The 15,335-nt window shown below is 72.3% G+C and carries 13 protein-coding genes; 5 read left to right on the top strand and 8 right to left on the bottom strand.

Features of this window, described 5'->3' with window-relative positions; genetic code table 11:
- Nucleotides 1-5 precede the first annotated feature (5 nt).
- The 6 genes from ABGB14_RS14525 to ABGB14_RS14550 form a co-directional block, all read right to left on the bottom strand.
- Nucleotides 6-953 carry an ABC transporter permease gene (locus ABGB14_RS14525; RefSeq protein ID WP_347644137.1) on the bottom strand — a complete coding sequence of 316 codons (948 nt, stop codon included), beginning with the start codon at nt 951-953 and terminating at the stop codon, nt 6-8.
- Nucleotides 950-1,846 (bottom strand): ATP-binding cassette domain-containing protein, encoded by an 897-nt coding sequence (locus ABGB14_RS14530; RefSeq protein WP_347644138.1) that lies wholly within the window; start codon nt 1,844-1,846, stop codon nt 950-952. The genes ABGB14_RS14525 and ABGB14_RS14530 overlap by 4 nt, the downstream gene beginning before the upstream one ends.
- Before the next feature lie 216 nt (nt 1,847-2,062).
- Entirely contained in the window at nt 2,063-2,575 is a 513-nt protein-coding gene (locus ABGB14_RS14535) for a hypothetical protein (RefSeq protein ID WP_347644139.1), read from the bottom strand.
- A gap of 169 nt (nt 2,576-2,744) precedes the next feature.
- A complete protein-coding gene (locus ABGB14_RS14540; RefSeq protein WP_347644140.1) occupies nt 2,745-4,142 on the bottom strand; it encodes a HAMP domain-containing sensor histidine kinase in 1,398 nt (465 codons plus the stop codon).
- Nucleotides 4,139-4,840, bottom strand: a complete 702-nt coding sequence (locus ABGB14_RS14545) for a response regulator transcription factor (protein ID WP_347644141.1) — start codon at nt 4,838-4,840, stop codon at nt 4,139-4,141. The genes ABGB14_RS14540 and ABGB14_RS14545 overlap by 4 nt, the downstream gene beginning before the upstream one ends.
- A gap of 62 nt (nt 4,841-4,902) precedes the next feature.
- Complete coding sequence (locus ABGB14_RS14550) at nt 4,903-6,105, bottom strand: cytochrome P450 (RefSeq protein WP_347644142.1); 1,203 nt, start codon at nt 6,103-6,105, stop codon at nt 4,903-4,905.
- 86 nt (nt 6,106-6,191) lie between these two features.
- On the opposite strand from ABGB14_RS14550, the gene ABGB14_RS14555 reads away from it, so the two are divergent.
- Nucleotides 6,192-6,752, top strand: coding sequence for a helix-turn-helix domain-containing protein (locus tag ABGB14_RS14555; RefSeq protein WP_347644143.1), 561 nt, complete (start codon nt 6,192-6,194; stop codon nt 6,750-6,752).
- A 6-nt stretch (nt 6,753-6,758) separates the two neighbouring features.
- Here the strand turns inward: ABGB14_RS14555 and ABGB14_RS14560 are convergent, their stop codons facing one another.
- Complete coding sequence (locus ABGB14_RS14560) at nt 6,759-8,264, bottom strand: NAD(P)/FAD-dependent oxidoreductase (protein WP_347644144.1); 1,506 nt, start codon at nt 8,262-8,264, stop codon at nt 6,759-6,761.
- Nucleotides 8,265-8,313: 49 nt separating this feature from the next.
- On the bottom strand, nt 8,314-9,204 hold the full coding sequence (locus ABGB14_RS14565; RefSeq protein WP_347644145.1) for a LysR substrate-binding domain-containing protein: 891 nt from the start codon (nt 9,202-9,204) through the stop codon (nt 8,314-8,316).
- Nucleotides 9,205-9,274: 70 nt separating this feature from the next.
- Here ABGB14_RS14565 and ABGB14_RS14570 point away from each other — a divergent pair, with 70 nt between their 5' ends.
- The 4 genes from ABGB14_RS14570 to ABGB14_RS14585 all read left to right on the top strand — a co-directional run bounded on the left by ABGB14_RS14570 (nt 9,275) and on the right by ABGB14_RS14585 (nt 15,060).
- Entirely contained in the window at nt 9,275-10,390 is a 1,116-nt protein-coding gene (locus ABGB14_RS14570; protein ID WP_347644146.1) for a putative sulfate exporter family transporter, read from the top strand.
- 107 nt (nt 10,391-10,497) lie between these two features.
- Nucleotides 10,498-11,424, top strand: a complete 927-nt coding sequence (locus ABGB14_RS14575; protein ID WP_347644147.1) for a pseudouridine-5'-phosphate glycosidase — start codon at nt 10,498-10,500, stop codon at nt 11,422-11,424.
- Complete coding sequence (locus ABGB14_RS14580; RefSeq protein ID WP_347644148.1) at nt 11,409-12,350, top strand: PfkB family carbohydrate kinase; 942 nt, start codon at nt 11,409-11,411, stop codon at nt 12,348-12,350. The genes ABGB14_RS14575 and ABGB14_RS14580 overlap by 16 nt, the downstream gene beginning before the upstream one ends.
- Before the next feature lie 82 nt (nt 12,351-12,432).
- Nucleotides 12,433-15,060, top strand: coding sequence for a hypothetical protein (locus tag ABGB14_RS14585; protein ID WP_347644149.1), 2,628 nt, complete (start codon nt 12,433-12,435; stop codon nt 15,058-15,060).
- The last annotated feature ends 275 nt before the right edge of the window (nt 15,061-15,335 follow it).

Here is a 15,335-nt window from a genome sequence, read left to right on the forward strand (position 1 = left end):
TCCTCCTATCGGTCGCGGGCCCTGCGCCTCCACTGGTCGACGTAGACGGCGGCGACGAGCACCGCGCCCACCACCACCTGCTGCCAGAACGGCCGCACGCCGAGAATCTGGAAGCCGTTCTGCAGCACGACGGGGATGAAGACGCCGATGACCGTGCCGGCCACCGTGCCGACCCCGCCGAACAGGGACGTCCCGCCGATCACCACGGCCGCGATGGCCTGAAGGTTGTCGGTGGAGTGCGCGGACACGCCGGTGATGCCGTACTTGGCCAGCGACAGGCAGCCGGCCAGGCCCGCCAGCAGCCCCGCGAGCCCGTACACCTTGACCAGGTGTGCGCGCACGGCGACGCCGCCACGCCGGGCGGCCTCGACGTTGGAGCCGATCGCGTACGTGTGGCGGCCGAACCGGGTGCAGGCGAGCATGAGGGCCAGGGCCGCGGTGATGGCGGCGCAGATCCACACGATCACCGGCACGCCCAGCCAGCGGGCCAGGCCGAGCCCGAGGTTGAGCTCGGTGGGGGCGCGCAGGTCGACGCCGCCGGTGAGCAGCAGCGCGCCGCCGAGAGACATGCCGAGGGTGCCGAGCGTCACGATGAGCGCGGGGATACGGCCCATGGCGATCAGCACGCCGTTCAGCACTCCCCAGGCCAGCCCGGCCACGAGGGCGGCCAGGCCGCCGAGCGCGAGCGACCCGGTGGCCTCCATGACCTTGGCCGCGGACACGGCCGAGAACACCAGCACCCCGCCCACCGACAGGTCGATGCCCGCCGTGATGATCACGTACGTCATGCCGGCGGCGAGCAGCAGCAGGATGGCCGCGTCGCTGACCAGGTTGAGCACGTTGAACGAGGTGGGGAACGTGCGCGGCGCGAGCACCGAGAACGTCACCAACAGCCCCGCCAGCACCAGGCCGATCCACACGACCTGCGGGGCGCCGAACCGGAGGCGGCTCATCGGCCGTCTTCCTGTCCGTCCGCCCCCGCGCCGCGCCGCCCGGGCCCGTCCCCACCCGCGACGCCCCGCCCGGGCCCGTCCTCCGCTCCGTCCCCATCTGCGGCGTCCTGCCCGGCGTCGTCCGGCCGCCCGTCGGGACCGGCCTGTTCGAGTGCGCCGGTCATGGCGCCGACCAGCTCCTCCATCGAGACGCGCGCGGTGTCGAACCTGGCCACCCTGCGGCCCAGCCGCAACACCTCCACCCGGTCCGACACCGCCATGACGTCCTGCATGTTGTGGCTGATGAGCACGACCGCCACGCCCGCGTCGCGTACGCTCCTGATCAGGTCGAGCACCCGCCGCGTCTGCACCACGCCGAGCGCCGCGGTCGGCTCGTCCATGAACACCGCCCGCCGTGCCCATCCCACCGCCCTGGCCACCGCGACCCCCTGCCGCTGCCCGCCCGACAACGTCGAGACCGGCGCCGTCTCCGACTTCAGCCGTACGCCCAGCCGCTCGCACGCCTCCCGCGTCTCGCGCCGCATGGCGGCGTTGTCCAGCACGCCCAGCATTCCGAGCAGCCCCGGCCTGAGCCGTTCCCTGCCGAGGAAGTAGTTGGCGGACGGGCTGAGCTCCGCGCAGAGCGCGAGGTCCTGGTAGACGGTCTCGATGCCGGCGCCCCTGGCTTCGTCGGCCGATCCGAACGCCACCGGCCGGCCGTCGACCTCGATCGTGCCCGTGTCGGGCCGTTCGACGCCTGACAGGATCTTCGCCAGGGTGGACTTACCCGCGCCGTTGTCGCCGATCAGCGCGACCACCTCGCCCGGTCGCACCGCGAAGTCCGCGCCACGCAGCGCCTCCACGTGGCCGTAGCTCTTCACGATCCCGCGGGCGGCGATCAGCGGTGCGCCCATAGCACCATCAAGGATGCCTCTGACATCGTTGTCAAGACCGAAACCCGATCCCGCGCCCGACCACCCGTTCGCCGCGGAAGGTCACAAGGCCCGAAAATCCGCCGGGCAGGGGGCGCGCAGGGCGTCCGGTGGCCGGGTGCCCGGTCCGGGGGTCCTGCGCACGCGAAGGGCGGGTCCGCATGGCGTGCGGGCCCGCCCTTCGGGAGGGGCTCGAATTCAGTTCACGTCGAGCTTGCGCCGGATCGCGACGAGGATGTCCAGCATCTCGAGCTGCGTCCCCTGCAGCCCGTCGACCTTGCTCTCCAGACTATCGACCTTGCTCTCCAGCTTGCCGAGCCTGCGGTCAGTCTCCGCGAACTTGGCGTCGACCTTGCTCTCCAGCTTGCCGAGCCTGCGGTCAGTCTCCGCGAACTTGGCGTCGACCTTGCTCTCCAGCTTGTCGAGCCTGCGGTCGGTCTCCGCGAACTTGGCGTCGACCTTGGCATCCAGGGCGTCGACCTTGGTCCCGAGCGACCCCACCCTGCCGTCCAGGGCATCGATCTTGCTGTCCAAGGTGTCGACCTTCGCGTCGAGAGTGGTGACTTTCCCGTCGACGACCTTGACGCGGGAGCCCACGCCGTTGACGCGCTCGGTGAGCTGCTGTCCCAATTCCATGCGATCCGCCCGGATGTTGACGAACTCGGTGGCCAACTCGTTAGCGAGTTTGACAGCCGCGTCCTTGTAGCTCAACTCGATCTCCCCTACCTTTGAAGGCAGGGACCGGGGATGTAATGGCTCTCCGGTCCCGTTCGTTTGCCACGAGAATACCTTGCCGGGCGTCGGCCATGAAGGGAACCGAAGAAAGTTTCCCCTGGTCAGCGGGCTATTGGCGGCATAAATTCGGACCTATCCGAATAAATTAGCCAGACGTATTCTCCGGGCCATCATTTCGCCCCTCATTTCGCCCCTCATACGGCCTTGTTGTCGGCCGCGGATCGGGAGTTCCCGGCAGATCCATGGTTGCGATCGCTCCGCCGCCGCGCGCGTTCTCCAGGCGTACCGTTCCTGCCGCCTCCGCGACCGCCTGCGCCACGATCGCCAGGCCCAGCCCCGACCCGGGCAGCCCGCGCGCCGACGGCGAGCGCCAGAAGCGCTCGAACACGTACGGCAGGTCCTCCTCGGGCAGTCCCGGGCCGTGGTCCCGCACGGTCAGCCGGCCGCCGCGCAGGCTCACCTCGACCTGGCCCTCCGGGCTGAACTTGGCGGCGTTGTCGATGAGGTTGAGCACGGCACGTTCCAAGGAGGCGGCGGCGCCGACGACGTACCACGGGCTCAGGTCGGTGACGACCTCGGCGCCGCGCAGCCGGGCGCGCTCCACGGCGGCGGTGACGACCTCGTGGAAGGCCAGCTCGACGTGCGGCTCGTGGTGGGCGTCGCCCCTGGCCAGCTGGAGCAGATCGCCCACGAGCGTGGACAGCTCGGCGAACTGCGCCTTCACGTTGACCAGCAGGCGTTCCTTCGCCCCGGGGTCGAGGCTGCGTCCGGTCTGCTCGCTGCGCAGCAGCAGGTCGATGTTGGTGCGCAGGGTGGTGAGAGGGGTGCGCAGCTCGTGGCCGGCGTCGGCGACGAGTTGCTGCTGGCGCTCGCGGGATCCGGCCAGCGCCGCGGTCATGGCGTTGAAGGACGAGCTCAGCCGGGCGATCTCGTCGTTGCCCTTGACGGGGATGCGGGTGCCGAGGTCCTCGGTCTGGGCGATGTGCTCGACCGCCTTGGTGAGGTCTCCGACCGGGCGGAGCCCGGCGCGCGAGATGGCCAGGCCCGCCCACGCGGCGCCGAACACGCCCAGGGCCGCGACGGCCGCCAGCGCGAACGCGGTGTTCCGCAGCGTGCGCCTGGTGTGGTAGAGCGGAGCCGCCTCCAGAACGGCGGTGCCAGGGGAGAAGTTCGAGATCACCACGCGGACCGGCTTGCCGTCGCGGGTCACGCCGTCACGGCAGATCGGCTCGCGGCGGTCGGCCGCCAGGGTCAGGTCCTCCTCCGTCCACAGGATGGGCGCGCCGAGCGAGCACGTGGTGCCGTCCGCGCGCAACAACATCGCCATGCCGGCGTACTCGTCGGACGAGCCCTCAGGAGTGCAGTGGTGGAGGAGGAAGTCCCTGTCCCCTGACTCCTCCGGGTCCATGATGGTCTGGTCGAGCTGCTTGATCAGCTGGTCCTGGACGATGAACCACGACATGCCCGCGCACACCGTGATGGCCAGCGCCACGGCCACCGTGACGAGGAGGGTGAGGCGGGACCTCAGGCTCCCTCGTCTCACGGCGCCGCTCTCAGGACGTATCCCACGCCGCGCACCGTGTGGATCACGCGCGGCTCTCCCCCGGCCTCGGTCTTGCGCCGCAGGTACATCACATAGACGTCGAGCGAGTTGGAGGTCGGCTCGAAGTCGAATCCCCACACCTCGCTCAGGATCTGGTCCCTGGTCAGCACCTGGCGCGGATGTGCGAGGAACAGCTCCATCAGCAGGTATTCGGTCCTGGTCAGGTCGAGCCTGCGCTCGCCGCGGGTGACCTCCCTGGTGGCGGGGTCCATGCGCAGGTCGTCGTACGTGAGCGCGTCGCCGTTCTCGGCCGGTCCGGCGCTGAGCGCGCCTCGCCGCAGCAGCGCGCGTACCCTGGCCAGCAGCTCGTCCAGCTCGAACGGCTTGACGAGGTAGTCGTCGGCGCCCGCGTCGAGCCCGGAGACCCGGTCGCCGACCGCGTCGCGGGCGGTCAGCATGAGGACGGGGATGTGGTTGCCGGACGCCCGCAGCCGGCGGCACGCGGTCAGCCCGTCGAGGCGCGGCATCATGACGTCGAGCAGCACCCCGTCGAACGAGTCGCTCGCCAGGGCCTCCAGCGCCGCGTGCCCGTCGCCGGCCGTGACGACCTTGTAGCCCTCGAACTCGAGGCTCGACTGGAGCGCCTCGCGCAACGCGGGCTCGTCGTCCACCACCAGCAACCGTGCGGGCTCACTCATGCTGCAAACGCTAGAGGTTCATCATGAAAAGGTGATGAACGCCCTCGGTTCTTTTCCGTGGATCACCACGCGACGGGCAACGCCTTGAGCCCGAGGATGGGGCTCTCGTGCTTGACGGGCACGTCCTCGTCCGCCACCGTGACCCGCAGCCCGGGCAGCCGCTCGAACAACGTGCGCAGCGCGATCTCCAGCTCGGCCCTGGCCAGGTTCTGGCCGAGGCACTGGTGCACCCCGTAGCCGAAGGCCACGTGGTGCCGGGCGGAGCGGCCGATGTCGAACTCGTCCGGCCGCTCGAAGGCCCGCTCGTCCCGGTTGGCGCAGGCTCCGAGCACGAAGATGCCCTCGCCCTTCCTGACGAGCTGCCCGCCGATGTGCTGGTCCTCGATGGCCACGCGGTCGAACGCCACCCAGTCCACGACCGAGAGGTAACGCAGCAGTTCGTCGACGGCCGCGGGCCACAGGTCCGGGTCCGCGCGCAGCGCGGCGAGCTGGGCCGGGTGGCGCATGAGCGTGAGCGCGGCGAGCGGGATCATGTTGGCGGTGGTCTCGTGGCCGGCGACGAGCAGCAGGAACATCACGCCCACGATCTCGTCGTGGCTGAGCCGCCCGGTGCCGATCAGCCGGCCGAGCAGGTTGTCCTCCGGATCCGCCTCCGCCCTGGTGACCAGCGCGTCGAGGAAGCCCCTGATCTCCATCACCGCGGCGTGACGCGCCTCCTGGCCGACGCCGGCCGAGATCATCCTGCGGGTCCGCGACTGGAAGAACTCGCGGTCGGCGTACGGGACGCCGAGCAGCCGGCAGATGACCAGCGAGGGCAGCGCCAGCCCGAACGCCTCCACCAGCTCGGCCTCCGGCCCCTTGGCGATCATGTCGTCGACGAGTTCGTCGGCGATGTGCTGGATGCCGGGTCGCAGCTCTCTCATCCGCCTGACGGTGAACTCGGGGATGAGCAGCCGGCGGAACCTGCCGTGCTCGGGCGGGTCCAGGTCGATGAAGTGGCCGATGGCGAACTTCGCCATGGCGGCGTCCTGCTCGGGGGTCGAGGGCTCCCTGCTCAGCGCGCCGCTCGGGTGGCCGGGGGTGGCGGGGTTGGTGCTGATGCCCGCGCCCGAGAGCACCTGCCGGGCCTCGGCGTGCCGCGTGATCAGCCACGCCTCACCGCGGGGCAGCCTGGCGCGGACGAGCGGGGCCTGCTCGCGCATGCGTTCGTACGCGGGTGGAGGTGCGAACGGGCAGGTGCGCGGGACGGGGAAGTTCTCGGCCATAGTCTGCTCCCAACGAGTCCGGCGTCATTCATTACTTACGCGAAAGTAAGCAATGAAGTGGCCGGCGGTCAAGTGATGGGAGCGGAATGGCTGGACGGCGGACGGATACGAGAGAGCGGATCCAGCAGGTGGCGCTGGAACTGTTCGCCGAGCGGGGATACGACAAGACCACGCTCCAGGAGGTCGCCGAGCGGCTGCGGATCACCAGGCCCGCGCTCTACTACCACTTCCGCACCAAGGAGGCGATCCTCGCCGGCGTCGTCGACCGGCTGGTCGACTCGATCGACGAGCTGGTGACCTGGGCCAGGCAGCAGCCCATGACCGCCGAGTCGAAGCAGGAGATCCTGCGGCGGATCGCGGAGTTGCTGGCTGATCAGTGGCGGCCGTTGTTCCAGTTCGCTCAGGTGAACCAGGGGGTGATGCGCGAGCTGCCGGCCGGCGAGTGCATGCGCCAGAGCCTGATCAGCATGCTGTCCCTGCTGGTGCCCCCGGAGGCGAGCCCGGTGCGGCGGTTCGAGGCCAGGCTCGCGGTGATCGCGGTGATCCTGGGCAACGTGCCCTTCCTCGTCGACACGGACCTGTCGGAGGCGGAGCGGGTGGCGGTGGCGCTGGAGGTGGCCACCAAGCTGGTCTCCGAGGACGGTTAGCGGCGATCAGCGGCCGAGCAGGGCCATGGCGGCGTTGTGGCCGCCGATCCCGCTCACGCCGCCGCCCCTGCGGGCGCTCGCGCCGCACACGAGAACGCGCTCGTGCTCGGTCTCCACGCCCCAGCGGCCCTGCTCGGCGTACGGCCAGCTCAGGTCGGCGTGGAAGATGTGGCCGCCCGGAAGCCCGGCGTCCTTCTCGAGGTCGACGGGCGTCTTGGCCTCGACGCACGGGGTGCCGTCGGGGGCCTTGAGCAGGCAGTCCTCCAGAGGTTCTGCCAGGACGGCGTTGACGGACGCGAAGGTGGCCTCCAGCGCCTGCTTCCGGGCCTGATCCGGATTTTTCCGGAAAAGTCGGGCGGGCATGTGCAGCCCGAACAGCGTCATCGTCTCGGCCCTGCCCCTGAGCTCGGGGCCGAGGATGGACGGATCGGTCAGGGAATGGCAGTAGACCTCGGCGGGCGGCAGTTCCGGGATCTCCCCTCGGGCCGCCTGGGCGTACGCCCCGGCGAGCTGGTCGCGTCCCTCGTTGATGTGGAACGTACCGCTGAAGGCGGCGCGCGGATCCACCTGCGCGTCCTTCAGCCGTGGCAACCGCGACAGCACCATGTTGACCTTCAGCTGCGCTCCCTCGGGCACCTCCGCCGGCCGGCCCATCAGCCGGTCGAGCACCGCGGGCGGCAGGTTGACCAGAACGTGCCCGCCGTTCACCGTGTGCTCGCCGTCCTCCGTCACGAACGCGACCTCCCCGGACGGCGAGATCCCGACGATCTCCGCGCCGGTTCTGATCTCGGCGCCGGCCCGCCTGGCCGCCGCCTCCAGCGCCCCTGAGACCGCGCCCATGCCGCCGACGGGGACGTTCCAGTCGCCGGTGCCGTCGCCGATCACGTGGTAGAGGAAGCACCGGTTGGCCGACAGGTCGGTGGCGGGGTCGGCGAACGTCCCGATGAGCGCGTCGGTGAGCACGACGCCGCGCACGGTGTCGTCGGCGAAACGTTCGTCCACGGTCTCGCCGATCGGCCTGGCGAACAGGTCCCGCCACGCCTGCGCGCCGACCAGCCGCTCGATCTCGGCCGGCGCGCGCAGGGGTTCGAGCAGGGTGGGAGCGAGAGCGCGGGCGACCCGCGCGGTCATGCCGTAGAAGTCCCGCCAGGCCTCGTGGTCGGCCTCCCCTCCGGTGACGGCGCGGAACGAGGCCGCCGTACGTGCCGCGTCCTCGTTGTCGACGAGCAGGCCCGTGCCGCCCCTGGGCGTGTAGGAGGCGTGGCGGCGGCGCCGCAGCTCCAGGTCGAGCCCCAGGTCGCGGACGATCTCGCGGGGCAGGAGGCTGACGAGGTAGGAGTAGCGCGACAGGCGCACGTCCACTCCGGGGAAGGCCCGGGTGGAGACCGCCAGGCCGCCCACGTGGCCGTACCGCTCCAGGACGAGCACCCGCCGTCCCGCCCGGGCCAGGTACGCCGCGGCGACCAGCCCGTTGTGCCCGCCGCCGGCCACGATCACGTCATAAGCGCCCATCCACGCACCATAAGGCGCAAACCACACCATCCGTCAACGCCCGGAACGGTCACGGACGGCTGGCGATGGCGAGCAGGATCGCGGCAGGGCCGGTGAGGGGACGGCCGCGGCGCCATACCGCCCGCAGGCTCCTGACCAGATTCACCCCAGCCAGCGGCACCTCCACCAGCCGCCCGGTCGCCACGTCGGCCTCCACCGCGTACCCGCTGAGCACCGCGGGCGCCGCTCCCGCCTGCGCGGCTCCCTTGACCGCCGCGTTCGACCCCAGCTCCAGCCGCGGGCTGGCCTGGTGCAGGCCCTTGAACGCCACGTCCAGCGTCTCCCGCGTCCCCGACCCCGGCTCCCGCACCACCAGCGGCGTCGCGGCCAGCTCCACGCCCCGCAGCGCCGTGCGGCGCCGCGCCCACGGATGGCCGGGCGCCACCACGACCACCAGCCTGTCGGTGCCCACGACCCGGCTGTCCAGCCCCTCGGGCACGCTCGGCCCCTCGACGAACCCCAGCTCCACGTCCTCGGCCAGCACCCGCGCCGCGACGTCGGCGGAGTTGACCACGTCGAGCCCGACCGGCACGTCCGGCTCCCGGTTCTGCAGCTCACCGAGCCACCTCGGCACGAGATACTCGGCCACGGTCATGCTGGACGCCACCCGCAGATGCGCCGCCTCTCCGTGCCGCACGGCCTGCACGGCGCGCATCAACTCTTCGGCGGCGGCCAGCACCTGCGCGGCCCAGCCCGCCACCATCCTGCCCTCGGCGGTGAGCGTCGACCCGCGCGGTGTGCGCTCGACCAGCGGCAGGCCCAGGCGGCGTTCGAGGTGGGCGACGCGCTTGCTCGCCGACGGCTGGGCGATGCCCGCGGCCTTGGCCGCCTGCCCGAGGCTGCCCAGCACGCCGACATCGACCAGCAGCTTCAAGGAGTCGAGATCGGGCAGTGCACTCATAGCCCCAGGCTATGGGCTCCCAGTCAGCTGGCGCCTACCGGCCGTGCCACCCGCTCAAAAGACTGGGATCATGTCCCTCACCGACGGCTCGCCCGCTGCCGCCCGCCACCCATCGGGGCCGCAGCCGCGGGCTCACGACACCGCCACAGCGGGGTCGCGGGCTCGCCGCTCCACCACGCCGGGATCCCGAACCCTCCGCCTCGCCCGGGCGCGGATGCGCCGTACCGGCTCCTTCCTCGCCGCGACCTGGCCGGGTGTCGCCGTGACCGCGCTCGCGGTGGTGTTCGCGCTGGCCGCCAGCCGGTTCTTCCCGGCGCTCAGTCCCGCGGTGATCGCGGTGGCCTCCGGCGCGGCGCTGGCCAACGTGGCCGGGATCGGCGAACGGTTGAAGCCGGGGCTGGCGTTCGTCTCCAGGCGGGTGTTGCGGGTCGCGGTCGCCCTGCTCGGCCTGCAGATCGCGCTGCCTCAGGTGCTCGCGCTCGGCTGGCAGACGCTCGCCGTCGTGGTGGTGGCCACCGGGGTGACGTTCGCGGTGACGCCGCGGATCGGGCGCATGCTCGGCCTCACGCCCGGCACGTCGCTCCTCGTCGCGACCGGCGTGTCCATCTGCGGCGCCGCCGCGATCGCCGCCATGCACGAGAGCTCGGACACCTCCGACGATGACGACGCCGCCGGCGCGCTCGGCGTCGTCGTCCTGTACGGCACCGCCGCCATCGCCGCGATCCCCCTCCTGGCCTCCCTCATGGGCCTGTCGCCCGCACAACTCGCGGTGTGGACGGGGGCGGCCGTGCACGAGGTCGCCCAGGTGGCCGCGATCGGCGCCGCCTCGGGAGTCCTGGCCACCGCCGTGACGGTCAAGCTGGGCCGCGTGCTCCTCCTCGCCCCCATGGTGGCCCTGTTCTCCGGCCGCACCGGGGACGCCTCGTCCCGGCCGCCGGTCGTGCCGCTGTTCGTGGTGGCGTTCCTGGCCATGGTCGCCCTGCGCAGCACCGGGCAGGTGCCGGCGGCGGTGACGGACCAGATCCCCCAGGTGACCGGTGTGCTGATGGCGGCCGCCCTGTTCGGCCTGGGCACCGGCATCGACCTGCGAAAACTGATCAAAGGCGGACGAGTCATGCTGCTCGGAGGCATCGCCACGGCGGTCATCGCCGCCGTCTCACTGGCCGGAGTGGCGCTTCTCGTGTGATCCTCGGATGGACGGCCGCAGCGCCGTGCTCAGCTCGGAACAAATACCGTAAACTACCCCGTTCAGGGTATGCCGGTAAGGATCACTCAGGGAGCACGAAACTCACCATGCGCAGCGCCACCGACTCCGTTCTTCAGCCGTCCAGCGAGGTCGTCGAGGCCCTGGCCGGCGGCGCGCCCGTCGTGGCGCTGGAGTCCACGATCATCTCCCATGGGCTGCCGCAACCGCGCAACCTCGAGGTGGCGCGCGAACTGGAGGGGATCGTCCGCGACGCCGGCGCCGTGCCGGCCACGATCGCCGTGCTCGACGGCGTGCCGCGCATCGGGCTCGACGAGGTGGAGCTGGAGCGCGTCGCGACGGAGTCCGGCCTGCGCAAGCTGGGACAGCGGGATCTGCCCGTGGCGGCGGCGCTGAAGGCGAGCGGCGCGACCACCGTGTCGGCCACGTCGTTCCTCGCCGCCCGCGCCGGGATCCGGATCTTCGCCACCGGAGGCCTGGGCGGCGTGCACCGGGGCTGGACGGACGACCAGGACGAGTCCGCCGACCTCGACGCCCTCGCCCGCACGCGCATCACCATCGTCTGCGCCGGCGTCAAGTCGATCCTCGACGTGCCCGCGACGCTCCAGCGCCTGGAGACCAGGGCCGTGACGGTGGCGGGCTACCGTACGGACACCTTCCCCGGCTTCTACCTGCACTCCTCCGGCCAGCCGATCGACTGGCGCATCGAGTCGCCCGCCCAGGCCGCGGCCATCATGCGCGGCCAGGACGCACTCGGCGGCCAGGAGAGCGCGCTGATCGTGGCCAACCCGGTGCCCGAGGACCGCCAGCTCGATCCCGAGCTGCACGACCGCGTGCTCGCCGAGGCGCTGGCCGCCGCCGAGCGCCAGGGGATCAAGGGGCAGGCCATCACCCCGTTCCTGCTCGGCTATCTCGTGGACGGCACCGGCGGCGCCTCCCTGGAGGCCAACCTGGCCGCCGTGCGCGGCAACACCGCACTCGCCGCCCAGATCGCCCTCGCATGGGCGAGACCGTGATGGACAACGCTCTCCTGATCATCGGCGACGTCGTCACCGATGTGGTGGCGTTGCATGGTTCACCGGTCATGACGGGCGCCGACACGGCCGCCGACATCGTGCTCCGTCCCGGAGGTTCGGGCGCGAACACCGCCGCCTGGGCCGCCTGCCTGGGCGCCGACGCGCGGCTGCTGGCCAAGCTGGGTTACGACAGCAGCGAGTGGCACACGACCGAGCTTCTCAAGACGGGCGTACGCCCGCACCTCTCCGTGGACTCCGACCATCCGACCGCGGTCGTGATCGCCATGGTGGACAAGAGCGGTGAGCGCTCGATGCTCACCAACCGCGGCGCCGGCGGCCTGATCTCGGACGCCGACTGGGATCCCGCCCTGCTCGACGGCGTCGGCCGGCTCCATCTGTCGGGATACATCCTCTTCGGGGAAGGCGGGCTGCGGCTGGCCCGACGCGCCATGGCGGAGGCGGCGGCCAGAGGCGTCGCGATCAGCATCGACCCGGCCTCCACGGGGCCGCTGCGCGACTTCGGCGTCGAACGGTTCATCCAGGAAACCGCCCCTGCCAGCCTGATCATCCCGAATCTTGACGAGGCCCTGATTCTCAGTGGTGCCCCAACGGCGGAGCGTGCCGCCGTACTCTTGAGTGAGACGTACGGTACAGCGGTCGTGAAGCTGGGAGCCGAGGGAGCGCTGGCCGCCGTGGACGGTGCAGTGGTCGCGACGGCGGCGGGCGTGCCCGCCGAGGTCGTCGACTCGACCGGGGCAGGTGACGCGTTCGCCGCGGGCTTCCTCGCGGCGGCTTTACATGGTGCCGGGGAAGGGGCCGCTCTGGAGGCCGGTTGCCGCGCGGGGGCCGAATGTGTGGCCCACGTGGGCGGCCGACCACGGTACGGTTTGGATCTGAACCGTCTTTACCCTATTCACACTGATTGATAGCTTGCCGCGTAGGCTGCACCATTAGCCACATCACTACGGGCAGCACCATGCGGCTCACTGGGGAGGATAAGGTCCGCCGATGGATGTCGAGTCATCGATCTGCCTGAGCGACCTAGTCCCTGCGCTGCGCTGGAGCCGTCCGCAGCAGGTGGCCGAGGCGCTCGGCGACCCGCGCCTGCCCGCCGGGTGGTGGTCCTCCATGGCGCTGTCGAAGGCGCTCGGCACGGCGGGCCTCGACTGGATCTGCGAGCGGCTGGCCCGGCTGGCGACCTCCCGTTGGGATCACCTGCCGCTGTGCGACCTGCTGCCCGCGCTGACGGTGCACCACATCGACCCGGCACTGCCGGGCTGGCCCGAGGCCACCCGGACGGCGATCACCGGCCTCGGCGGCTGGCAGCGGCTGCGCCGGTTGTCCCCCAGCGACCTGAGCACCCCGTCGGCCACGCCTGAAGTGGTGGTCGGTTCGATCTTCCGCGAGATCCTCGGCCGCATCCCGGCCCAGCGCGAGCCGGTGCTCGCGGCACGGGCGAACCATCCGGAGGTGACCCGCCCGCTCCATGTCGGCGCGGCCGCCGGTCTCTCGTCCAGGAGCACCGGCTCCTTCCCCGCCCAGCCGGAGGGCGTACCGCAGCCCCAGGCCGCCGCCCAGCCCGGCACACCACAACCCGCGGGTTCCCAGCCCGGAGCACCACAACCCGCAGGCACCCAGCCCGGAGCACCACAACCCGCGGCCGCGCAGTCCGGCGCACCCCAGCAGCCGGGGGCAGGCCCGTCCGGCCCGCCTCAGCCCGCGGGCTCCCAGCCTGCCGGCGCGCAACCCGGCCCGCAGGAGAGCGCCGCTCCCTCGGCGCCCCCTCAGACCGGGATGTTCGTCGCCCAGAGCGCCTCCCAACCCGGCGCCGGCGCGCAGCCGCCGTCCACAGGACCGTTCACCAGTCCGGCCGAGGGGCACGCCCAGCCGCAGACGGGCGCCTTCGCCGTCCAGCCACCGGATCGCAGGCCCGGCCCGCAGAGCGGCTCCTTCCCCGCACAGCAGGAAGGCCGCCAGACCGGCCCGCTTCCCGCGCAGCCGGAAGGCCGCCAGCCGGGTTCCACGCCCGCGCAAGGGGAAGGCCGCCAGACAGGGTCGTTCGCCGCGCAGCCGGAGAGCGGCCGGCAGAGCCAGACGGGCTCCTTCCCCGCTCAGCCGTCCGACCGCCCGGCCGGCCCGCAGAGCGGCTCCTTCCCCGCGCAACCTGACGGCCGCCAGACGGGGTCGCTCCCGGCCCAGCCTCCGGGCGGCGGCCCGCACCAGGGCCCGGGGGTCGAGGGCCTTCCCCAGCGCCCGGCCCCCGGCGGCCCGTCCGAACGCCTTCCGCAGCGTCCCGGGGGCGCGGCGCCCGGGCGCCAGGACACCGGCTCGCTCCCCGGCATGCCCGGCTCCGGTCCCCAGACCGGCTCGATGCCCGCCGTCCGCGGATCAGGCCCGCACACCGGCTCGATGCCCGCCGTCCCCCATTCCGGTCCCCAGACCGGCTCGATGCCCGCCGTTCCCGGAACAGGCCCGCACACCGGCTCGATGCCCGCCGTCCCCGGCCCTGACGGCGCCAAGGGCGCGCCCGCCTACGCGGCTCCTGTTCCCGGCGCGCCGCCGTCCGGCGCGGCGCCCACCGACAACGACCACGCGATGGTGCGGGTCGTGGACAGCCTGTTCCGCAGCCTGGACAAGATGGAGCTGGCGGTGGCCGTCCACCGGCTGTTCGCCGAGGACCCGGTCAGCCTGCGTACGCTCGCCCACAAGCTGCTGGTCGACAGGGACGCGCTCTCGCAGGCCCAGCGCACCGCGGAGGAGCGTGTCCTGCACTGGCTGCGCTCCTCCGAGTCCGCGCCCGTCACCGGCCACATGTTCCGGCTGACCGAGTGGCTCGGCGCGGCGGCCACCGAGGACCAGCTCATCGGCGCCGACCCGGCCCACCCGGTGACCGTCCCGTCGCTGCGCACCCCGCTCTGGCGTGTGCTGGTGACGCTCATGCCCGACCGCCGTCTCCAGGACGGCTGGCTGGTGGTGGGCGACATCCACGGTCTCCAGAGCCGTACGCGGCAGCTCCTGGCCTCCAGCCCGCCCGACGCCGACGTCGTGGAGCTGATGGCGGAGCTGGGCATCCGCGCCCACTCGGCCAAGGCCTGGCTCGACGCCCTCCCCGCCGAGACGGTCCCCGACCCGGCCGCGGCGCAGGCCCCCGCCCAGCCTCTCCCCCGCCGCACGCCCGGCGCCAACGGCCACCACCGGGGCGGCCAGCCCATCCCGACGGTGAACGCGAGCTCCATCGACCCTTCCGCCGCCCTGGCCACGTTGTCGGCCCTGTCGGGAAGCCGCTCAGGGAAGGTGCCCGGCGGCCTGGCAGGCGCCCCGTCCACGCCACCCCCGCCACTGCCGGGCCCGTCCTCCGACCCGCGCCGCTGGCAGCGCATCGAGGTCACTCCTGAACACCTCAGGGGCGGCCCGGTGCCGGTGCCTGAGGGGTACGCGGCCCAGCTCGGCATGCGCCCCGGCACGCTGCTGTCGGTGACGGGCCCCGGCGACAACGCCATCGTGCTGGTGTGGCAGGGCCACCAGCCGGTCTTCGACTCCCTGCAGCCGGTGCTCATGCGCCTGAACGCCCGGCCCGGTGACCAGGTGTACGTCACCGTGGACGGCTACCGGCTCGAGGCCCAGCTGACCGGCTGACCACACCCCTGCCCGCCACCCGCGAACGCCCGTCACCCCTCGCCGACCGGTCAAGCGCCGTCGCCGCACCCGTGGCATCCACCCAACACCACTGCGGACCCGCCGCCAGGGGAAACTCCTTCGACCCACCCGCGACGACCCGCGAAACGCCTTCTTCGACCGTCGGCGCATGCTCGCAGGGCCGGGCGGTGGCCTGGAGACGCCGGCCGGCCGGTGCGTCCGCTCACTTGCCCGGCGTGGCGTGGCCGGTGACGCGGAGCCGTGCGAGCCGGCGA

It is taken from the genome of Nonomuraea sp. B10E15 (assembly GCF_039871615.1).
GTDB lineage: Bacteria > Actinomycetota > Actinomycetes > Streptosporangiales > Streptosporangiaceae > Nonomuraea.